Origin of the sequence: Rahnella sp. EDr1-12, from assembly GCF_049206505.1 — a bacterium.
Classification (GTDB): Bacteria; Pseudomonadota; Gammaproteobacteria; order Enterobacterales; family Enterobacteriaceae; genus Rahnella; species Rahnella rivi.
Window position 1 is genome coordinate 1,190,523 of the sequence record NZ_JBLZNY010000001.1, and the last position, 21,659, is coordinate 1,212,181.

A 21,659-nucleotide genomic window follows, 5' to 3' on the forward strand; every position below is an offset into this window, starting at 1 on the left:
CTTGACCTTCCCCTTGCTGGAAGGTTTATCCTCTGTCCTTAGTGAAGTTAACCCTGAGGAAATTCATCATGACGACGACCGTATTATCGCTGCAAGGCTTGTCCTGCGGGCACTGCGTGGCTTCAACGCGTAAAGCGCTGGAAGCTGTGGAAGGCACTACTGCCGTTGAAGTCTCTCTGGATAAAGCCATCGTCAAAGGCGATGCCAGCAGCCAGAGCCTGGTCGATGCCGTTGTTAACGCCGGTTATGAAGCGCAGGTTGTGGAGGACGCCTCCCCAAAATCTGAGCCGCTGACCGATAAGGCGAACATTTTGCCGGAACCCCTGTCAGCGGCGGCGTCATCTGTTCCGGCATCCGATGAGAGCGTGCAGCTGTTACTCAGCGGCATGAGCTGCGCCAGCTGCGTCAGTAAAGTGCAGAAGGCGCTGGAAGGCGTCAGCGGCGTCGAACGGGCGCGGGTCAATCTGGCGGAACGCAGTGCGCTGGTCAGCGGTGACGTTGATCAGGCAGCGCTGATTGCCGCCGTTGAACACGCAGGTTACGGCGCTGAAATTATTATTGATGAAACCAAACGCCGCGAGCGCCAGCAACAGACCGCGCGCAGCAGTATGATCCGTTTCAGCTGGCAGGCCGCTCTCGGTCTGGCCGCCGGTATTCCACTGATGCTGTGGGGGCTGCTTGGCGGTGAAATGATGGTCACCGACGCCAGCCAGACTGGCTGGTTAATCGTCGGCATTCTGACGCTGGTGATCATGGTTGTCGCGGGCGGGCATTTTTACCGCAGCGCGTGGAGAAGCCTGATGCACGGCAGCGCCAATATGGACACGCTGGTGTCGCTCGGCACCGGCGCGGCGTGGATATTCTCCTTCGCCGTCTGCCTGTGGCCGGAGGCGTTCCCGATGCAGGCCCGCCACCTTTACTTTGAAGCCAGCGTCATGATTATCGGCCTGATCAATCTCGGCCATGCGCTGGAGCAACGCGGACGCCAGCGTTCGTCTCAGGCGCTTGAGCGTTTGCTGGATCTCACGCCGCCCACGGCCCGCGTGGTCACCGCGCAGGGTGAAAAAAACCTGCCGCTGGCCGAGGTTCAGCAGGGCATGACGCTGCGCCTGACCACCGGCGATCGTGTGCCGGTTGACGGTGAAATTCAAAGCGGCGAAGCCTGGATGGATGAGGCCATGCTGACCGGTGAACCGGTTCCGCGGCAGAAATCGCAGGGTGAAAAAGTGCATGCGGGTACGCTGGTAAAAGATGGCAGCGTGCTGTTTCGTGCAGACGCCATTGGCAGCCAAACCACCCTGTCGCGCATCATCAAGCTGGTGCGCGAGGCGCAAAGCAGTAAACCGGAAATCGGCAAACTGGCCGACAAAATCTCTGCGGTTTTCGTGCCTGCGGTGGTGCTGATTGCGCTGTTCAGCGGTGCTGTCTGGTATTTCTTTGGCCCTCAGCCACAGCTGATGTATACGCTGGTGATTGTGACCACGGTGCTTATCATCGCCTGCCCTTGCGCACTGGGACTGGCAACGCCGATGTCGATTACTGCGGGTGTGGGCCGCGCGGCGGAATTTGGCGTGCTGGTACGCGATGCCGATGCGCTGCAAAAAGCCAGTACCCTCTCCACGCTGGTTTTCGACAAAACCGGCACGCTGACCGAAGGCCAGCCGAAAGTGACAGATATTCATACGTTTGGTGATATCAGCGAGCCTCAGGCGCTGCGCTTTGCTGCCGCGCTGGAACAGGGATCGCATCACCCGCTGGCGCAGGCCATTGTCGAAAAAGCGCAAGATCAGGCCATTCCCGACGTGCAGAACTTCCGCACGCTCGGCGGTCTGGGTCTGCGGGGTGAAACGGAAGGCAAAATGCTGCTGCTTGGCAATCAGGCGCTGATGCAGGAAAACGGCATTGACGTTCAGGTTACCGACGCGTTGCTCAATGCAATGACCGCGCAAGGCGCAACGCCGGTTCTGCTGGCGGTTGACGGGCACCTTGCTGCGCTGTTCGCCCTGCGAGATCCGCTGCGCGAGGACAGCGTCAGCGCCTTGCAGCGTCTGCATCAGTTCGGTTATCAGCTGGTGATGCTGACCGGCGACAACCCGCGCACCGCGCAGGCCATCGCTGCACAGGCCGGTATCGATACGGTGATTGCCGGTGTGCGGCCGGAAGGCAAAGCTGATGCCATCAAAGCCTTGCAGGCCAAAGGCCAGCAGGTGGCAATGATTGGCGATGGCATTAACGATGCTCCCGCGCTGGCACAGGCGGACGTCGGCATCGCAATGGGCGGTGGCAGCGATGTGGCTATTGAAACCGCCGCAATTACCCTGATGCGCCCCAGCCTGCACGGCGTTGCCGATGCACTGGCGATGTCTCAGGCCACCCTGCGCAATATGAAACAGAACCTGCTCGGCGCCTTTATCTACAACGTGATTGGGATACCCGTGGCCGCCGGCGTGCTGTATCCGCTGACCGGTACGTTGCTCAGCCCGGTGATTGCGGGCGCGGCGATGGCTCTGTCGTCCATCACTGTGGTGGCGAACGCGAACCGACTGTTGAGGTTCACACCGAAAAAACCGGCCTAAAAAACAAGACGTTTCCTCTGTTCGCTCAACCGCTGACGCGTTAGCATGGTCTTTCATTTTTCGGGAGACCATGCGATATGGCGAAGTTTTTCAATCAGGCATTCAGCTGGCTCCGCAGGCTGTTCCCCGTCGAGTATTCCTATCCCGCCCTTGATATTCAGCTTCCCGGCAACCGTTTTTTACATCTGGTCGGCAGCATTCATATGGGCACTCAGGACATGCAGCCTTTGCCCGCGCAGTTATTACGCCGCCTGCAAAAAGCCGATGCGCTGATCGTCGAGGCCGATATCAGTGGCACCGAGTCTCCTTTTGCGATGTCAGGTGAGTTTCCGCCGCTGGCCGAACGCCTTCCTGAATCACACTATCTGCACGTCGAACGCTTATGCGAAGAGCTGGGCGTCTCGATGTGGACGTTGAATCCGCTGCCCTCATGGCAGGTCGCGCTGATGTTGCAGGCCACTCAGGCTCAGCGCCTCGGGTTACGCGGAAATTACGGCATTGATTACCAGCTTTTGCAAAAAGCCAAACTGCAAAACACCCCGGTCATTGAGCTGGAGGGGCCGCAGGAACAGTTCGCGTTGTTGCAGCAACTTCCCGACGACGGTCTGGGGCTTTTGGAAGATACGCTGACCCACTGGCATACCAACGCCCGGCTGCTGCAAACCATGATCAGCTGGTGGCTGGATACCAAACCGGTGATGGCGTTAGATCAGCTGCCGAACACTTTCAGCGGCGATCTTTACGACGTGCTGATGAATCAGCGAAATATTCGCTGGAAGCAACTGCTGCTGGAACTGCCGCCGGGGCATTACGTGGTGGCCGTCGGCGCGCTGCATTTGTATGGCGAGGGGAACCTGCCGGAGCTGCTGAAAGGATAAAAAAATGGCCGGGTTTTAAGGCCGGCCAGTCAAAGAGGAATTTCATTTTATTTTTATAGCTACAGTGCCTGCCCTCGCGGACGCGACACCGGCGGGCACAGGGTAACAACCTGTGTTGGGTCTTGGCAATAACCATTCATTGCACTACTATTTCTCCCTCGCTTAATAATCATACTTTATTGTTAAATTTCATCGAATTGAACTGCCGACGATTTTTCGAACAAAAAAGTAATCAGAGATGAAAGATCATGACCCCAGCGGTACTTCTTCTGGAAAAAAATAAAGTCAGCTTCACTCTTCATTCGTATGAGCACAGCAGCGACGAAACCCACTTCGGCGATGAAGCGGTGAAAAAGCTGGGGCTGGATGCGCGTCAGGTCTACAAAACCCTGCTGGTTTCCCTGAACGGTGACCCTAAAAACCTGGCCGTGGCGGTAACGCCGGTGGCGTCCATGCTGGATCTGAAAAAGGTGGCGAAAGCCCTCGGGGCGAAAAAAGCCGACATGGCGGATCCGGCCATCGCCCAGCGCGTGACCGGTTATCTGGTCGGCGGCATCAGCCCGCTCGGGCAGAAAAAACTGTTGCCGACGGTGATCGACAGTCCGGCGCAGACATTTTCCACCATTTATGTTTCAGGCGGTAAACGCGGGCTTGATATTGAGCTGGCGGCAGGCGATCTTTGCCGGTTACTGAAAGGCCAGTTTGCTGAGATCGCCAAAGTCGACTGATCTCCCAGCCCCCTCTGCACAGAACATTAAGGTTTACGCGCCATGACCGACAATACGGCAACGCCGGACAGCCCGCAGAAAGACGCAGTCAAAAAGACTGCGTTTTCTATTCTGGCGGCGATCAGCGTTTCTCATCTGCTTAATGACATGATCCAGTCGCTGATCCTCGCGATTTATCCGTTGCTGCAAAATGAGTTTTCGCTCAGCTTCACCCAGATAGGCATGATCACGCTGACCTATCAGATTACGGCTTCTTTGCTGCAACCGCTGATCGGTTATTACACCGACAAACACCCGCAGCCCTACTCCCTGCCCGTCGGCATGGGGTTCACCCTCTCCGGCCTGCTGTTGCTGGCTGTCGCGCAGAGTTTCCCGGTGGTTCTGCTGGCCGCCGCGCTGGTCGGCACCGGCTCCTCGGTTTTCCACCCTGAGTCTTCCCGCGTGGCGCGCATGGCTTCCGGCGGACGTCATGGCCTGGCGCAATCGCTGTTCCAGGTCGGTGGAAATTTCGGGGCTTCCCTGGGGCCGTTGCTGGCGGCGCTGATCATTGCGCCTTACGGTAAAGGCAACGTTGCCTGGTTCTCACTGGCGGCATTACTGGGCATTGTGGTGTTACTGCAAATCAGCAAGTGGTACCGCCAGCAGAATCAGATCGCCAAAAAGCGCGGGCCGGTGAAAATGAACATCACCGTCCTGCCCCGCAAAACGGTGGCAATGTCGCTGGGCATTCTGCTGATACTGGTATTTTCAAAATATTTCTACCTGACCAGTATCAGCAGTTATTACACCTTCTACCTGATCCATAAATTTGGTGTATCGGTGCAAAGTGCTCAGATTCACCTGTTTGTTTTCCTGTTTGCCGTCGCAGCAGGCACCATCATTGGCGGGCCGGTGGGAGATAAGATTGGGCGCAAATACGTCATATGGGCGTCAATTCTCGGCGTCGCGCCATTTACCCTACTTTTGCCCCACGCCAACCTGATGTGGACCAGCGTACTGAGCGTGATTATTGGCGTGATCCTCGCCTCGGCGTTTTCGGCGATTCTGGTGTTTGCACAAGAGTTAATGCCAGGAAAAGTCGGTATGGTTTCCGGGCTGTTCTTCGGGCTGGCCTTTGGTATGGGCGGTCTGGGCGCTGCGGTACTGGGCTATGTGGCAGACATCACCAGCATTGAACTGGTGTATCAGATTTGTGCCTTCCTGCCGTTGCTCGGGATATTCACTGCATTCCTGCCGAATCTGGAAAATCACCGCGCCTGATAGCCTGCCTTTCGCTGCCGGCAACCCAAATGCCGGCGGCTTCTTATCCCTTCTCCCCTTGAGCTTTGTCGGATAAAACCCATTTAAATCATCCGTTGGGATTTTTTTTGTTGTCTGCGGGGGATTTACTGCAAAAAAGGCCAAAATTCCTCAACGCCGGAACGATTTTTACCATAAACTTAGAAACAATCTGCAACACATTGCTTTGTGCATCACCAGAAGGAGTCTGAATGCATCATTCTACGCCCTTGATTACCACGATTGTCGGTGGCCTGGTACTGGCCTTTCTTTTTGGCATGATCGCCAATCGTTTACGTATTTCTCCTCTGGTTGGCTATCTCGCCGCGGGCGTGCTGGCCGGACCTTTCACACCTGGCTTCGTTGCTGATACCTCTCTTGCCCCCGAACTGGCTGAAATTGGCGTCATTTTGCTGATGTTTGGCGTCGGGCTGCATTTCTCTCTGAAAGATTTACTGGCCGTAAAGGCGATAGCCATTCCCGGCGCTGTAGCGCAAATCGCGGTAGCGACGCTGCTTGGGATGGGGTTATCACACCTTATGGGCTGGGATCTCGCCACCGGGCTGGTGTTCGGGCTCTGCCTGTCTACCGCCAGTACCGTGGTGCTGTTGCGCGCTCTGGAAGAACGGCAACTTATTGAAAGTCAGCGCGGGCAAATCGCCATCGGCTGGCTGATTGTTGAAGATTTAGTGATGGTGCTGACGCTGGTGCTGCTGCCAGCATTCAGCGGTATGCTGGAAAGTCATCACTCCAGCCCGGTGGAACTGCTGACCGGCCTGGCGGTGACTATCGGTAAAGTGATCGCGTTTATGGTGCTGATGATGGTGGTCGGACGCCGCGTGGTACCGTGGATCCTGGCCAAAACCGCCAGCACCGGTTCACGCGAACTGTTCACGCTGTCGGTTCTGGCGCTGGCGCTGGGTATCGCTTACGGCGCGGTTGAAATCTTTGATGTCTCGTTCGCGCTCGGTGCCTTCTTCGCCGGGATGGTGCTGAACGAATCCGAACTGAGCCAGCGTGCCGCGCACGACACCCTGCCGCTGCGCGACGCTTTTGCGGTGCTGTTCTTCGTGTCAGTGGGCATGTTGTTCGACCCGATGATTCTGGTGCGCGAGCCGCTGACGGTGATCGCAACCCTGGCGATTATCGTATTCGGTAAATCCATCGCTGCCTTCCTGCTGGTGATGATGTTCGGGCACTCCAGACGCACTGCGCTGACCATCTCCGTCAGCCTGGCGCAGATTGGTGAGTTCGCCTTTATTCTTGCCGGCCTTGGGATTTCGCTGGGGCTGCTCTCCGAGCATGGCCGCAATCTGGTGCTGGCGGGGGCCATATTGTCGATAATGTTTAACCCGCTGTTGTTTACGCTGCTGGAAAAATATCTGGCGAAAACAGAAACCATCGAAGATCAGAGTGTTGAAGAAGCGGTAGAAGACGAGAAACAAATCCCGTTCGATTTGTGCAATCACGCGCTGCTGGTCGGCTATGGCCGCGTCGGCAGCCTGCTCGGTGAGAAACTTCAGGCCGCCGGTATTCCGCTGGTGGTGATTGAAAACTCCCGCCCGCGCGTTGAAGCGCTGCGTGAACAAGGTATCAGTACGGTGCTGGGCAACGCCGCCAATCAGGAAATCATGGATCTGGCACGTCTCGACTGCGCGCGCTGGCTGCTGGTGACCATTCCTAACGGTTACGAAGCCGGAGAAATTGTCGCTTCAGCCCGTACCAAACGGCCAAATATCGAAATTATTGCCCGTGCACATTACGATGACGAAGTGACCTACATTCTGGAACGCGGTGCCGATCGCGTGGTGATGGGCGAACGTGAGATCGCCAACAGCATGCTGGGTATGCTGCAAATCGACATCATGACCGAAGACGAGAAACGGCCATTTTGTCCGGTGTGATGACGCCTTAACAACGTAATGAATCAGGGGTGCAGTCCTGCGGCTGCGCCCTTTTTATTGCCCGTTTTTTTCCCTTTTATCTCTGTAACATAAAAAACGCCAAATCAGATCATTTCGCGGTATTCTGTGGTTACGCCAAATATTGATCGGTCGTCGCAATGTCGTTACCCCATCTGGAAACGTTAAACATATTGAGTACGCCGATCTGGGTTGTTTCGGCGCAAAGTCAGCACATCCTTTTTGCCAATATCGCTGCCAGAAAGCTGGCAGGCAACAGCCTGCTGGGGCCGCTGCGTAACGGCCAGTTTTCCGTTCATTCTCACCAGTCTCTCGATGCCTATTTGCCGAATCTGGCGAAAGGCGATCAGATTGTCGAAATCTGGACGATCCACAAAGAAGGCCGCGCATTTCCGCTGACCTGCCGCTTATCCTCGATACCGCTTGATGGCAGTGAATATGCCATTGTGTTCGAAGGTGCCCACACGTCCGCCGCCAATGTTCCGGTCCCCGTTCCCAGCAACACACGCTATCGCCGCGATGAAAGTGGTTTCTATGAGCGCTTCTTTCAGACCAACAGCGCCCCGATGTTGTTAATCGATCCCGCCAATAATGGGCAGATTGTCGATGCCAATCAGGCCGCCACCCGTTTTTATGGCTATACGCGTGACGAAATCTGCATGAAACACACCTGGGAAATCAATGCGATGGGGCTGGACGTACTGCCGGTGATGCATGAAATTGCCCGACTGCCCGGCGGGCATAAGCCGCTGACGTTCGTGCATAAACTGGCGGACGGCAATTTGCGCCACGTCCAGACCTATGCCGGGCCGGTGGAACTGAACGCAGTACGGCTGATGTTGTGCATCATTCACGACATCACTGAGCAAAAACGTCTTGAGCAGGAACTGGAACATGCAGCGCTTCGTGATCCGCTCACCGGGCTGGGCAACCGTCGTCAGTTCATGCAGCTGGTGGAGAATGCGCGCACGCAAAATCCGCAGCGGACACACAATTTCAGCCTGATGCTGGTGGACGCCGATCATTTCAAAATGATCAACGATCAGTACGGGCATAACAAAGGCGATGATGCGCTGGTGATGCTGGCCAGAACGCTGGAAACCGGGATCCGCGAAAGCGATACGGTCTTCCGCTGGGGCGGTGAGGAGTTCCTGATTTTGCTGCCGCTGACGCCTCTCGAAGGCGCGATGATCGTTGCCGAAGCCCTGCGTGAAAGAGTGCAGCAGTTATCGCAGCCGGAAATGCCTGCGCTGACTGTCAGCGTGGGCGTGGTGCAGTACGAAGCGGGGGAAGACTTTACCAGCCTGTTTAAACGTGTGGATGACGCGCTGTATCGCGCCAAAACGTCAGGCCGTAATCAGGTGCAGGCAGGATAATCAGAAAGCCGGACGGGGGTCACCCCGCCCGCTTCACTCAGCGTTCCCAGTAACTCTCTTCCAGACTGTCTTCACGTTCCGGCAGGCCACGCGTCAGACGCGGTGAATGCTGGTTAAGCACCTGATAACTCACACGGTTGGCGTATTTACACACCTGTGCCAGCGAGGAATAGGTCAGATACTCGCGCGAATGCTTGCTGGAATTGGGAACGGACGTGCGGTGAAAACCGTTCGCCGCAATGTCATGCAACAGCGCCGATAACGCGCCATCGCCTGCCCCGTTGGTATTCATGATTTTTTCCGGGCCGCCCATGTAAGGCGCGATGTGGGAATAAATCTTCAGCGGTTGCTCACAACATTCACGGCGCATCGCACGGCTGAATTCGTATTGGTTAAATTCGGCAATCGCCCCCGGCAGCAGGGGATGCTGCGTGGTACGCTTGAACGCTTCTTCGGTATAACTCGCCATAAACAGGCCGTTCGGCCCGGCGGTACACAACACCAGATCGACCCAGTCCAGCGCCTTATCGGCGGCCATCAGCGGATCTTTCATGCCGGTGAGTGCAAATCCTTCATCTTCGTTCATCGCCAGAATCGAGACATGATCGCGCAGGAAATCGCGCCATGCCTGCGGATCATCTGCAATCACATATTGCGTCCCGAGCGTTAGTACCACCGGCACATGATATTTTTTCGCGTACTCAATCGCCTGCATGGTGGCTTGCGGAATAGGCTCGCCGGGTTTGCTGCGTAACAGGTATGAGGTCAACAGCAGCGCGGAGGCGCCGGCGATGACGTCTTCCGGTACGCTTTCGGCTTTCAGTCCGTTCATCTTGCCCGGACTGATGGCAAACGTACGTTCGCCGGTGTCGCTGATAAGCGTAAAGCATCGGCCGATCGCGCCATCGACGCCCTGCAGGAAGTTTAGATCTACACGGCTTGAGGTGTTGCACAGGTAGCGGTAGGCGTAATCACCGATTCTGACGTTGTTACACATCACCCCCAGCAGAACCGAGCGGTCATCGGCCAGCACGGAATAGTTGTGCAGCGTATTGCCCACGGTGCCGCCTGCAAACTGGTGCGTAATCAGCGCGTTTGCCATCAGTTCCTGGTAAAGCGCTTCCGACATGTCATCATCAAGAATATTGGACTCGCCGGGCGTCAGACCGTAACGGGCGACAAAACTTTCATCCACGCGCGCTTCGATATCCACCATCGTCTGATCGATACCAACAATATAGGATGCCCCGCCCTCGGATTCCGGCTGCATCGCCTGCAGCATAGAATCGCGCAGTAAAGGGTCACGTGCGCTGACCGGAAAATAGTGTTTTGACTTACGCTTACCAGGAAATTTCATTGCTTGTTCTCAGGAAATTCAAAAAGCTCAGCCTTCCATCAGAAGTGCTGAGTGACCAGTTGTTGCAGCAGATCGATATGCTCCGGCTGGTCGTTTAAGGCGTCAATATATTCGAAGCGCTCGCCGCCTGCATGCATAAAAATCTCACGATTCTCTTCTTTGATCTCTTCCAGCGTCTCCAGACAATCCGAGGCGAAGCCGGGACAGATAATCTGGATAGACTTAACGCCCTGAGCCGGAAGGCCTTTGAGGGTTTCGTCCGTGTACGGCGTCAGCCACGGTTCACGGCCAAAGCGCGACTGGAAAGTCAGCATAATTTTGCCGGTCGGCAGTTGCAGCGCATCGGTCAGCGCCTGCGCGGTGTCGCGGCAGCGCTGTTCGTAATCATCACCTTCCGCCACAAAACGCTTTGGAATACCGTGGAAGGACAACACCAGACGGTCCGGTTCGCCATGTTGCGCGAAAGAACGTTCGATACTGGCTTTCAGCGCGGAGATGTAGGCCGGATGGGTGGCGTAATCACGAATAAAGCTCAGGGAAGGCAGACGGCGCTGTGATTTCAGCACCCGCGCTACGCCGTCGAAAACGGCGGCACTGGTGGAACAGGAATATTGCGGATACAGCGGCAGCACCACCATTTTGGTCACGCCCTGCGCCAGCAGTTTTTCGATCGGATCTTTCATGCCCGGCTTGCCGTAGCTCATCGCCAGTTCAACCGGCGTACCCGGCAGGCGCTCGGCCAGGGCTTTTTGCTGTCGACGGCTGAAAACCATCAGCGGCGAGCCTTCTTCCATCCACACGGATTTGTACAGCTTGGATACGCGCGGAGAACGCAAAGGCAAAATCACCAGATTCAGGATTGGCCACCAGAGCAGGCGGGGTGTATCTACGACGCGGATATCACTCAAAAACTCACCCAGGTATTTTTTTACGGCCTTAGGCGTCGGTGCTTCAGGTGTTCCGAGATTAACCAGGAGGACCCCGAATTTGGTCTGCGTCATGCTGAATTTCCTAAATTGATGGCGTTGAAGCCAGAGTGAAAAATCATGGGCGCTCCCGTTTACGGTAGCTCAGGAAGAAGCGCACGTCATTGTAACGAAAACAAAGGCGATCGGAACAACGGCAATGGCTATCAATGCGAATTGTGACTATTTCTGGCGGGGATGGCGTAAAAACAAACGGGGCGACCTAAGTCACCCCGTTAACAGAACCGGTGCAGCGGGAATCAGCTTAAGATAGCCGCGAGTTCGTCACGCACGGCAGAAACCTGCTGGGTGCCGTCAATTTTGACGTAGCGGGTGTTGCCTGCTTCAGCTTCTTTACCGTAGTAGGACACCAGTGGCTCAGTCAGCTCATGGTATTCCACCAGGCGTTTACGCACGGTTTCTTCCTGATCGTCTTTACGGGTGATCAGGTCTTCGCCGGTCACATCGTCTTTACCTTCCACTTTTGGCGGATTGTACTGGATGTGATACACACGGCCAGAGCCCGGATGTACACGACGACCGACGATGCGATCCACAATCAGTTCGTCAGGTACGTCGAATTCCAGCACGTAATCGACCTTGATGCCCGCTTCTTTCATGGCATCAGCCTGCGGAATGGTGCGAGGGAAACCGTCTAACAGGAAACCGTTACGGCAATCTTCCTGCTGAATACGTTCTTTCACCAGAGCGATAACCAGTTCGTCCGTCACCAGTTTACCGGCGTCCATAATCTCTTTTGCTTTCTTGCCGAGCTCACTTCCGGCCTTCACAGCGGCGCGCAACATATCACCGGTAGAAATCTGAGGAATACCAAATTTCTCCATGATGAATTGGGCCTGAGTACCCTTACCTGCGCCCGGAGCGCCCAGCAGAATGATACGCATTGCGTAAATCCCCTTGCATGTAATTTTTATGAATCTCGAAAAACGGTCAACCATACCATTCTGAGCGCTTTTGCTCAAGGAACAACCCCTACGGGCACTGGGGTTAACGCGGCTGATTTGGGGGCGACCATAAAAAAAGGGCCTCGTTTTCACGACGCCCTTTTCAGTTTTATTTCAGCTAATTACGCCTGCAACAGCGTATTCATACGGCGAATAAACAGGTTTGGATCTTCCAGCGTGCCGCGTTCTGCGAACAGCGCCTGATCCAGCAACAGTTCGATCCACTCACTGAACTGGTCTTCGTCAGCCACATCAGATGCACGTTTCACCAGCGCATGTTCAGGGTTCAGCTCGAAGATGTATTTCACTTCAGGCGCTTCCTGACCGGCAGCGGCAAACAGTTTGGCCATTTGCGTGGTCATCTCGTCAGCACCGGTGGTCACGATGGCTGGCGTATCGGTCAGACGGTGCGTCAGACGCACTTCTTTCACACGCTCACCCAGCAGCGTTTTCACGCGCTCAACGAACGGCTCCAGCGCTTTTTCCGCTTCTTTCTGCTCTTCGCTTTCGTCAGCCAGTTTGTCCAGTGTGTCGTCTGCCTTGCTGACGGACTGGAAGACTTTGCCATCGAACTCAGTCAGATAGCTCATCATCCATTCGTCGATGCGGTCAGACAGCAACAGAACTTCGATGCCTTTCTTACGGAACAGTTCCAGATGCGGACTGCTCTTCGCCGCGGCGTAGCTGTCGGCTGTGATGTAATAAATCTTGTCCTGACCTTCCACCATGCCCGCCACATACTCTTCCAGCGACAGAGTCTGCTCGCTGCTGTCGTTGCGGGTGCTGGCGAAACGCAGCAGTTTGGCGATGGTTTCTTTGTTCGCGCCGTCTTCTGCCGGGCCTTCTTTCAATACCAGACCAAACTGCTTCCAGAATTGCAGGTATTTTTCGTTGTCGTCTTTCGCCAGTTTTTCCAGCATTTGCAGAACACGTTTGGTCAGCGCACTGCGCAGGTTCTGAGTAATGCGGCTGTCCTGAAGAATTTCACGGGACACGTTCAGCGGCAGATCGTTGGAATCTATCAGACCACGCACGAAACGCAGGTAGTTCGGCATGAACTGCTCGGCTTCGTCCATGATAAACACACGCTGAACATACAGTTTCAGGCCGTGCTTGTGATCGCGGTTCCACATATCCCACGGCGCCTGTGAAGGGATGTACAGCAGGCTGGTGTATTCCTGCTTACCTTCAACGCGGTTGTGGCTCCAGCTCAGCGGATCACTGAAGTCATGGGAAATATGTTTGTAGAACTCAACGTATTCTTCGTCGGTGACTTCAGACTTGCCACGGGTCCACAGGGCCTGTGCCTTGTTGATTTGTTCCCAGGTGACAGTGCCGTCTTCTTCGTTACGGGTTTCAACTTCAACCGGCAACGCAATATGGTCAGAGTATTTGCTGATGATGGAGCGCACGCGCCAGTCATCAAGGAATTCGTCCTGATCTTCGCGCAGATGCAGGGTGATTTCAGTCCCCCGATCGGCTTTCTCGATATCCGCCAGGGTATATTCACCTTCACCGGCAGATTCCCAGAACACGCCTTCGTCGGCGCTGGCACCGGCCGCACGGGTGCGCACGGTCACTTTGTCGGCCACGATAAAGGCAGAGTAGAAACCGACGCCAAACTGGCCGATCAGCTGGCTGTCTTTCGCCTGCTCAGAACCGACAGATTGCAGGAAAGCTTTGGTGCCGGATTTGGCGATAGTACCGAGGTTGTCGATGACTTCATCGCGGCTCATACCGATACCGTTGTCGCTCAGCGTCAGGGTGCGTTTTTCTTTATCAAACGCCAGACGCACGTGCAGTTCGCCATCGCCTTCATATAACTCAGGCGTGGACAGCGCGCGAAAGCGCAGTTTGTCAGCCGCATCGGAAGCGTTGGAGATTAACTCACGCAGGAAAATTTCTTTGTTTGAATACAGAGAATGGATCATCAGATGAAGAAGTTGTTTTACTTCAGACTGGAATCCGCGTGTCTCTTGTCCTTTCATACTCATCAAATTACCTCAATCCAGATACTGTTATTGACCAAATCAGACGTTGAGGAATAAGTGGGGTTAGGGACGGGGGTTTTCAAGCATGCGGCAAAATAATTTAGAAGAAATTCAGCAGGACAGGAGAAAATAAACCGGGCGCGCTGCGCTGCGCCCGATCCATAACAGTCAGAACTTGAAGGGATTACGTCCGGCGAGGGAATGTGACAGCGTGGTGCCGTCCACCATATCCAGTTCGCCACCGACCGGCACACCGTGCGCGATACGGCTCGCCAGCACGCCGTACTGGCCGCACATTTCAGCGATGTAGTTGGCCGTCGCTTCACCTTCGACCGTCGGGTTAGTCGCAAGGATCACTTCCTGAATGTTTTCACTTTCAAGACGCTCTTCCATACGGCCCAGACCAATGTCGTCCGGCCCGATGCCATCAAGCGGTGACAGGTGACCCATCAACACAAAATAGCGACCAGAGAACTGACCGGTTTGTTCTATCGCGTGAATGTCTGCCGGGCTTTCCACCACGCAAATCTGGCCGTTTTCTTTACGCCGTGGATTGGCGCAAATCGTACAGATTTCCTGCTCGGTGAACGTACGGCAATCGGCACAGTGGCCGATTTCAGACATCGCACGCGTTAAAGACTGCGCCAGCCGCATTCCGCCGCTGCGATCGCGTTGCAGCAGCTGGAATGCCATACGTTGCGCAGACTTCGGGCCAACGCCCGGCAGGCAACGCAACGCCTCCATTAAAGATTCAAGGAGAGGGCTGGTTTGCATCAGAACGGCATCTTAAAGCCTGGTGGCAACTGCATGCCGCCAGACACGGCGGCCATTTTTTCTTTCTGAGTTTCTTCGATACGACGTGCAGCATCGTTGAACGCCGCAGCGATCAAATCTTCCAGCATGTCTTTATCGTCTTCCAGCAGGCTTGGATCGATTTCAACGCGACGCACATTATGCGCACCGTTGATGGTGATTTTTACCAGGCCAGCGCCTGATTCACCGGTGACTTCCAGCAGAGCGATTTCCGCCTGAGCCTGTTGCATTTTTTCCTGCATTTGCTGGGCCTGTTTCATCAGGTTACCAATGCCGCCTTTTCCAAACATAGTCTTCTCTCTCAGCAATGGCCGCGTCACAATCGCGGCGTTTAAATTGGGCGGATACTTTCTTCATCCAGCTCCGCGTCGAAGAACCGGCGCAGTGTCTGAATGTTGTTATCCGCAATAATTGACTGACGCGCCTGCGCCAGTTTTTCTTCATAAATGGCCTGTCGCCACTCAAGCGGCGTTTTCACCGCCAGATTATCATCTTCCAGCACGGTGAGTTCAACCGGTGTCTGATGCAGCGCCGATAAGGCCTCCGCCAGCACTTTCTGCGCGGACGGCGAATTCAGATGCTTTTGCGAAGAACGCAGGTGCAGGCAGATTTTGCCCGGTTCCGGCTGTTTCCGGTACGAATTCAGCGCCAGTTGCTGAACCAGTTTCGGAATGGTCAGACGGCTGATTTCGGCCGCCCATTCATCACGTTCAATCGCTTCTTCTGCCAGACGGGAAGCCAGTTCCGGCGATTTTTCATGCTCAAGAGCCGTTCGCAAGGCTTTCGGCGTGGCCACTGGTTCGGAGGACTCTTCCGGCTCAGTCAGCGCTTTCCAGCGGTACGCTTCTTCTTTGACCGGCGCAGCGGGCTCTTTCTTCGCGCTGGCCTGTGTCTGCGCACGTTCAGTCACCGAAGCGAGGCGCTCCAGTGCTGAGTTTGCCGGCCGCGCTTTTCCTGGCGCTGCCGGCTCAGCTTTTTTTGGGGTGGTACTCCCCTGCTGCCTGAGTAATTGTGTTCGCGCCTGCAACAGCTGTGCGGTGGAATCCGGCATCGAAGCCGGTTCTGCGCCGCCGTGCGGCGGTGGCGAATCATTGTGGCCCTGCTGCGGCGACGGCTGCTGCGGTGTGGCGGCGCGCGGCGCGGCATGCTGTGCGGGTGCGTGAGGTTGCGGCGCAACGTAAGCAGGTGCCGCGGCCGGTTGCGGAGCCGGTTCAGCAATGATCACTTTCGGATGGAAGGCCAGCGCGCGCAGCAGCGTCATTTCAACGCCCATGCGTTTGTCCGGCGCGTACGCCAGCTCTTTACGGCCAATCAGTAAGGTCTGGTAATAAAGCTGGACGTCAGCCGGCGGAATGACACGCGCCAGTTCACGCAGGCGTTGTTCAATCGCCGCGTAATGATTATCGAGCACTGACGGCAACAGCTGAACCATGGCAATGCGGTGCAGCAGCGCCAGCGTTTCTACCAGCAGATTTTCCCAGTCCACACCACGGGACGCAGCTTGCTCGACCTGCGCCATCATCTGGCCGCCATCAGCGCTGACCAGCGCTTCCAGCATCGCCAGCGGCTGTTCGTCGTCGAGGGTACCGAGCATTTGTGCCACGGTTTCGGTGGTCACCGCGCCCTGCCCCATAGCGATGGCCTGATCGGTCAGGCTCAGTGCATCACGCATACTGCCGTCGGCAGCACGGGAAAGCAGCTGAAGCGCGCGCGGTTCAGTGGCAATGGTTTCCTGAGTTAATACGTTTTCGAGCTGTTTGCGGATCTGTTCCGGATCCAGCGCTTTCAGATGGAACTGCAAACAACGCGATAAAATCGTGACCGGTAATTTCTGCGGATCGGTCGTCGCCAGCAGGAATTTGACGTGCGCGGGCGGCTCTTCCAGCGTTTTCAACAGCGCATTAAAGCTGTGACGCGAGAGCATGTGAACTTCGTCAATCAGATAGACTTTGAAGCGGCCACGGGCCGGCGCGTACTGAACGTTATCCAGTAATTCGCGGGTATCTTCGACTTTCGTCCGGGAGGCGGCGTCGATTTCGATCAGATCAACAAAACGGCCCTGTTCGATCTCGCGGCAGTTGTCACACACGCCGCATGGCGTGGAGGTGATGCCGGTTTCGCAGTTCAGTCCTTTCGCCAGCAGACGGGCAATGGTGGTTTTCCCCACGCCACGGGTACCGGAAAACAGGTAGGCGTGATGGATGCGCCCGAGCGACAGGCCATTAGCCAGTGCGGTCAGCACATGTTCCTGTCCGACGACGTCGGCAAAAGTTTGGGGGCGCCACTTACGGGCAAGAACCTGATAGCTCATTAACACTTCATCGTTGATTTATAATGAATAATTTGACGATACACGAAAAAACATCGTTTAACCCGTCTTTCTGCGCTGGTCTGCGAAACGGAGACTGAGGACTCAGCATAATGATGCCGGAGCCAGACTGCCACTCCTTAGTGTACCAGCAGGGTCGCCATCATTCCTATTACTTTACTTTTTGCGCAGCGCGCCGCAGTTTCTCCGCCTTCGTCCTCCTCCTGATAATTCGCGTCAGGGGATGAGGGCAAATTTTGTGCACTGATTACACTCAATTCACCTCTGTTCCGATAATGCTTCCTGCCCCGCGTAAGGAGAGCCATGAAACGCCTGACACTGCCGTTATTACTGCTCGTTTCCCCTGCTGCCCACAGCTGGACGCTGCAAGGGTTCCCCACGTTTGCCGAACCGGTGAGCGGAATATTCATCAGCCACGCCGCGCTACCCAAAGGTCAGCGCGCACTGGAATTACATCAGGATAATCAGTGCTGGCAACCCACCGGCGCGGTAAAGCTTAACGAGATGCTGTCGCTGCAACCCTGTGAAAACAATGCGCCGGTTAGCTGGAAACAGTTCCGCGCAGGGGATTATCAGGTGCGGATTGATACCCGCAGCGGCACCCCCACGCTTCAGCTGAGCCTGAAAACGGTGCAGGAAAGTGTCGCCGCCGTGACAAAAACCTGTCCGCGATGGGATGGCAAACCGCTGAACGTCGATGTCTCCGGCACATTTGCCGACGGCGAAACGGTGCGCGACTTTTATTCCGGCCAGACCGCACAGGTCACCGGCGGTCACATCACGATGACACCCGATCCGGCCAGCGGCGGCCTGCTGTTGCTCGAATCTGCGGAGCACAAAAAACCCGCTGCCTTTAGCTGGAAAAACGCCACTGTCTATTTCGTGCTGACCGACAGATTCGTAAACGGCAATCCGGATAACGATCACAGCTATGGCCGTCACAGTGACGGAATGCAGGAAATCGGCACCTTCCACGGCGGCGATCTGGCCGGGCTGACCGGCAAGCTGGATTATCTGCAACAACTGGGCGTGAACGCGCTGTGGATAAGTTCTCCGCTGGAGCAGATCCACGGCTGGGTCGGCGGTGGCACTAAAGGCGATTTCCCGCATTATGCCTATCACGGCTATTACACCCTCGACTGGACAAAACTGGACGCCAATATGGGCACCGGCGAAGACTTGCAAAAACTGGTCAGCGAGGCCCATAAGCGCGGGATCCGCATTCTGTTTGACGTGGTGGTCAATCACACCGGCTACGCCACGCTGGCGGATATGCAAACCTATCATTTCGGCTCGTTATATCTGAAAGGCAACGACATCGAAAAAACGCTCGGCAAAAACTGGATCGACTGGAAACCCGGCCCCGGCCAGAACTGGCACAGTTTTAATGATGACATCAATTTCAGTGACAAAGACGGCTGGAGCACGTGGTGGGGCAAAAAATGGATCCGCACCGACATTGGCGATTATGACTCACCCGGTTATGACGATCTGACCATGTCGCTGGCGTTCCTGCCGGATATCAAAACCGAATCCACACAAGCCAGCGGCCTGCCCGTTTTCTATCGTCACAAACCTGATACCGCCGCCCGTGAAATTCCGGGGGCAACGCCGCGTGATTATCTGGTGACCTGGCTCAGCCAGTGGGTGCGGGATTACGGCATTGACGGATTCCGTGTCGATACCGCTAAACACGTGGAAAAACCGACGCTGGCCTTACTCAAAGCCCGCTCAGCCGAAGCGCTGAAACAGTGGAAAGCCGCCAATCCGTCCCAGGCGCTGGATGACACGCCATTCTGGATGACCGGTGAAGCCTGGGGTCACGGCGTAATGAAAAGTGATTATTACGACAATGGCTTTGACGCAATGATTAACTTTGATTTTCAGGATCAGGCCGCGGCGGCGCTGAGCTGTTTTACCAATATCGATGCAACTTATCAGCAGATGGCAGAGAAAATGCAGGATGTTAATGTGCTGAGTTATCTCTCATCCCATGATACCCGGCTGTTTTTTGCGGCTGATGCCAAAGGATCTCTGTCTTTGCAGCAACGCGCAGCCGATGTGCTCCTGCTGGCACCCGGCGCGGTACAGATCTTTTACGGCGACGAAAGCGGACGACAGTCTGGCCCGACGGGCTCGGACCCTTTGCAGGGAACGCGATCTGACATGAACTGGCAAGAGCTGACCGGCGCGAAACAGGCACTGCTCACGCACTGGCAAAAGCTGGGCATATTCAGGGAGCGGCATCCGGCGGTCGGCGCAGGGGTACAGAAATCGCAGCAGACGGCGCAATATTACGCCTTCAGCCGTCAGCATAATGACGATAAAGTGATGGTGGTCTGGGCGGGAGAAAGCGGAAAAGAGTAACACAGAAAGCAAAAGGCCTCGCGTTAACGGCGAGGCCAGTTCACATCAACTGTTTATATCAATCAATGCCCGTCGAAAGAAACCAGGCTGTAACAGTGAATGTTCAGGGAGTTCAGGCGTTTTTCACCGCCCAGTTCCGGCAGATTGATGATGAAAGCAGCATCGGTCACTTCCCCACCCAGACGGCGGATCAGTTTCGCGGTGGCTTCAATGGTGCCACCCGTTGCCAGCAGATCGTCGATCACCAGAATTTTTTCGCCCGGCTGAATGGCATCCACGTGGATTTCCAGACTGTCAGTGCCGTATTCCAGATCGTAGGTTTCGCTGATGGTTTCACGCGGTAATTTACCCGGTTTGCGCACGGGCACGAAGCCTACGCCCAGAACCAATGCCACCGGGGCGCCAAACAGGAAACCACGTGCTTCGGTGCCCACCACTTTGGTGACACCGGCATCGCGGTAACGATCGGCCAGTAATTTAATGCTTTCAGCGTACGCTTTCGGGTCTTCCAGCAAGCTGGTGACGTCGCGGAACAGTATGCCTGGCTTAGGGTAGTCAGGGATGGTTTTAATACTGTCTTTAATAAACTGAAGCTGCTGTGCGGTAGCGGTCATAATGTCATTGCCTGATATAGCTGCTGTTCATACTTAAACGCGGGCGGTCAAATGTCCCCCGTCATGCTCTGTAAAAAGCATGTCGTCTAAGGAAGGAAATTGGGAGCGCACCGACGTACGAGATGCCCAAATCTATGCAAAGCCGCTTTAAAAAGCAACCCGCAGCCGGACATGATCGCCTTTTTTATTGCTCAAGGTCAACCACTGGTAATCGCCACATCATAAACAGCAGCATAAACATCATGCAGAGCAATAAAATACGCACCCATAATAACGGCACGAAATATATCGAGACGGCGAAAGTGACCAGAATCAGGGCAACCGCTTTGGGTTTTGCCCCTTTCGGCAATGCGCGATGTTGTTGCCAGTGGCGCAGATAGCTACCGAACCAGGAACGGTGCAGCAGCCAGTGATGAAAACGCGGCGACGAGCGGGCAAAACACCAGGCGGCCAGCAAAAGAAACGGTGTGGTGGGCAGTAATGGCAGCACCACACCCAGCGTCGCCAGCACCACGCAGATCCAGCCAGCGATAATCAGTAGTACGCGTTTCATTCAATTCCTTTTAATTCGGATAAACCACGGCAAGTATTGCTCCGGCCAGTGTAAACTGACGCGGCAAAGCTGTCATATTTGCGAACTATCAATGGAGATTTCCCGTGAGCACAGAACGAATTTTACATGTCCTTGATCAGCAGATCGAAACACTGTCGCGGGAAATTGAACCTATCGGCCATGTCTCCGCCACGCAGGCGCGCTTCGATATCGCCCTTTTTTCCACCAAAGGCACACGCCTGCGGGATTATCTGGCAGAAATCAAAAATAATTTGCGTCAGCTGAATCAGGAAGTGGCAGAAAAGCGTTCCGCTCAGGTGGCTTTTATCGCAGAGCGGCTGGTGGCACAAATCACCGCCATGCAACGCGAACTCGCCACCCAGACCCTGCGGAAAACGCATCAGACCCCGGAACGTAAAAATCATGATAACTACACCAAACTGGCGGAAACACAGCAGTTTGAGCGTCGGCTGATTGCGATGATTGAGGACCGGGAAACGACGCTGGGACAACTGTCAACGTTCAGCGATCAGCAGCGCGTACAAAAGGAGCTGGCGGCATTAGAGGGACGCCTTATGCGTTGCCGCCAGGCGCTGGCAAAAATCGAGCGTCAGATTGAAAGACAGGAAAAAGGTTTTTGAATCTTTATCACATTTTTTTAATCCGGCCTGCTAACCCGGCCTTTTGTTATCTATAATGATAAGTCCAAAACCTGCTAATTATAATGTTGGCCAATATGTCAGTAGAAAATGCGCCTCCCGAACTTCAGCTTGCTGTCGATCTGATTTACCTGCTCGAGTGCAATGAAATCGCCCCTGAAACCGCCCTTGCCGCACTGGAAATTGTGCAGCGCGATTATCAGGAAAAGCTGAAAAACAGCAAAAGTTCGCTTTCCGTGAGTTACCTGTAAACCGTCAGCCTCGCTGAGCGCCGACCTGTTGCTGGTC

18 protein-coding genes and 1 other annotated feature are annotated in these 21,659 nt (G+C 55.2%); of the genes, 9 read left to right on the forward strand and 9 right to left on the reverse strand.

Features of this window, described 5'->3' with window-relative positions; translation table 11 throughout:
• The first annotated feature begins 68 nt into the window (after positions 1-68).
• The 6 genes from copA (at position 69) to ACO0U8_RS05670 (ending at position 8,758) form a co-directional block, all read left to right on the forward strand.
• Positions 69-2,576 (forward strand): copper-exporting P-type ATPase CopA, encoded by a 2,508-nt coding sequence (gene copA, locus ACO0U8_RS05645; RefSeq protein WP_421670435.1) that lies wholly within the window; start codon positions 69-71, stop codon positions 2,574-2,576.
• Between the two features lie 77 nt (positions 2,577-2,653).
• Entirely contained in the window at positions 2,654-3,454 is an 801-nt protein-coding gene (locus ACO0U8_RS05650) for a TraB/GumN family protein (RefSeq protein ID WP_056771223.1), read from the forward strand.
• A gap of 248 nt (positions 3,455-3,702) precedes the next feature.
• Positions 3,703-4,182 carry a Cys-tRNA(Pro)/Cys-tRNA(Cys) deacylase YbaK gene (gene ybaK / locus ACO0U8_RS05655; RefSeq protein ID WP_414071471.1) on the forward strand — a complete coding sequence of 160 codons (480 nt, stop codon included), beginning with the start codon at positions 3,703-3,705 and terminating at the stop codon, positions 4,180-4,182.
• A gap of 42 nt (positions 4,183-4,224) precedes the next feature.
• Positions 4,225-5,442, forward strand: coding sequence for an MFS transporter (locus ACO0U8_RS05660; protein WP_056771217.1), 1,218 nt, complete (start codon positions 4,225-4,227; stop codon positions 5,440-5,442).
• Positions 5,443-5,672: 230 nt separating this feature from the next.
• Positions 5,673-7,364: a YbaL family putative K(+) efflux transporter gene (gene ybaL / locus ACO0U8_RS05665; protein WP_056771213.1), complete on the forward strand. Its 1,692-nt coding sequence runs from the start codon at positions 5,673-5,675 to the stop codon at positions 7,362-7,364.
• A gap of 158 nt (positions 7,365-7,522) precedes the next feature.
• Positions 7,523-8,758, forward strand: a complete 1,236-nt coding sequence (locus ACO0U8_RS05670; protein ID WP_421670436.1) for a sensor domain-containing diguanylate cyclase — start codon at positions 7,523-7,525, stop codon at positions 8,756-8,758.
• 37 nt (positions 8,759-8,795) lie between these two features.
• Here the strand turns inward: ACO0U8_RS05670 and ACO0U8_RS05675 are convergent, their stop codons facing one another.
• The 7 genes from ACO0U8_RS05675 to dnaX form a co-directional block, all read right to left on the reverse strand.
• Positions 8,796-10,115 (reverse strand): inosine/guanosine kinase, encoded by a 1,320-nt coding sequence (locus ACO0U8_RS05675; RefSeq protein WP_056771206.1) that lies wholly within the window; start codon positions 10,113-10,115, stop codon positions 8,796-8,798.
• Between the two features lie 38 nt (positions 10,116-10,153).
• A complete protein-coding gene (hemH, locus tag ACO0U8_RS05680) occupies positions 10,154-11,116 on the reverse strand; it encodes a ferrochelatase (protein ID WP_056771203.1) in 963 nt (320 codons plus the stop codon).
• 224 nt (positions 11,117-11,340) lie between these two features.
• Positions 11,341-11,985 carry an adenylate kinase gene (adk, locus tag ACO0U8_RS05685; protein WP_056771200.1) on the reverse strand — a complete coding sequence of 215 codons (645 nt, stop codon included), beginning with the start codon at positions 11,983-11,985 and terminating at the stop codon, positions 11,341-11,343.
• A 182-nt stretch (positions 11,986-12,167) separates the two neighbouring features.
• On the reverse strand, positions 12,168-14,033 hold the full coding sequence (gene htpG / locus ACO0U8_RS05690; protein ID WP_056771993.1) for a molecular chaperone HtpG: 1,866 nt from the start codon (positions 14,031-14,033) through the stop codon (positions 12,168-12,170).
• Positions 14,034-14,204: 171 nt separating this feature from the next.
• On the reverse strand, positions 14,205-14,810 hold the full coding sequence (gene recR, locus ACO0U8_RS05695; RefSeq protein ID WP_056771197.1) for a recombination mediator RecR: 606 nt from the start codon (positions 14,808-14,810) through the stop codon (positions 14,205-14,207).
• Entirely contained in the window at positions 14,810-15,139 is a 330-nt protein-coding gene (locus ACO0U8_RS05700; RefSeq protein ID WP_056771195.1) for a YbaB/EbfC family nucleoid-associated protein, read from the reverse strand. The genes recR and ACO0U8_RS05700 overlap by 1 nt, the downstream gene beginning before the upstream one ends.
• Before the next feature lie 41 nt (positions 15,140-15,180).
• Positions 15,181-17,160 carry a DNA polymerase III subunit gamma/tau gene (gene dnaX / locus ACO0U8_RS05705; RefSeq protein WP_421670437.1) on the reverse strand — a complete coding sequence of 660 codons (1,980 nt, stop codon included), beginning with the start codon at positions 17,158-17,160 and terminating at the stop codon, positions 15,181-15,183.
• Positions 15,784-15,848 (reverse strand) — a sequence feature (DnaX frameshifting element). (Overlaps the previous gene by 65 nt.)
• Positions 17,161-17,481: 321 nt before the next feature.
• Between dnaX and ACO0U8_RS05710 the strand changes: the two genes are divergently transcribed.
• The gene (locus ACO0U8_RS05710) at positions 17,482-19,545 is read left to right on the forward strand and encodes an alpha-amylase (RefSeq protein ID WP_421670438.1); all 2,064 of its coding nucleotides are present in this window, start codon (positions 17,482-17,484) and stop codon (positions 19,543-19,545) included.
• A gap of 62 nt (positions 19,546-19,607) precedes the next feature.
• Here ACO0U8_RS05710 and apt read toward each other — a convergent pair whose 3' ends face one another.
• Complete coding sequence (apt, locus tag ACO0U8_RS05715) at positions 19,608-20,159, reverse strand: adenine phosphoribosyltransferase (protein ID WP_056771179.1); 552 nt, start codon at positions 20,157-20,159, stop codon at positions 19,608-19,610.
• 184 nt (positions 20,160-20,343) lie between these two features.
• Positions 20,344-20,712, reverse strand: a complete 369-nt coding sequence (locus ACO0U8_RS05720) for a DUF454 family protein (protein WP_122095994.1) — start codon at positions 20,710-20,712, stop codon at positions 20,344-20,346.
• A 104-nt stretch (positions 20,713-20,816) separates the two neighbouring features.
• On the opposite strand from ACO0U8_RS05720, the gene priC reads away from it, so the two are divergent.
• Positions 20,817-21,353, forward strand: coding sequence for a primosomal replication protein PriC (priC, locus tag ACO0U8_RS05725; RefSeq protein WP_421670439.1), 537 nt, complete (start codon positions 20,817-20,819; stop codon positions 21,351-21,353).
• A gap of 95 nt (positions 21,354-21,448) precedes the next feature.
• Positions 21,449-21,622 (forward strand): pleiotropic regulatory protein RsmS, encoded by a 174-nt coding sequence (rsmS, locus tag ACO0U8_RS05730; protein WP_072158052.1) that lies wholly within the window; start codon positions 21,449-21,451, stop codon positions 21,620-21,622.
• Positions 21,623-21,659 lie beyond the last annotated feature (37 nt).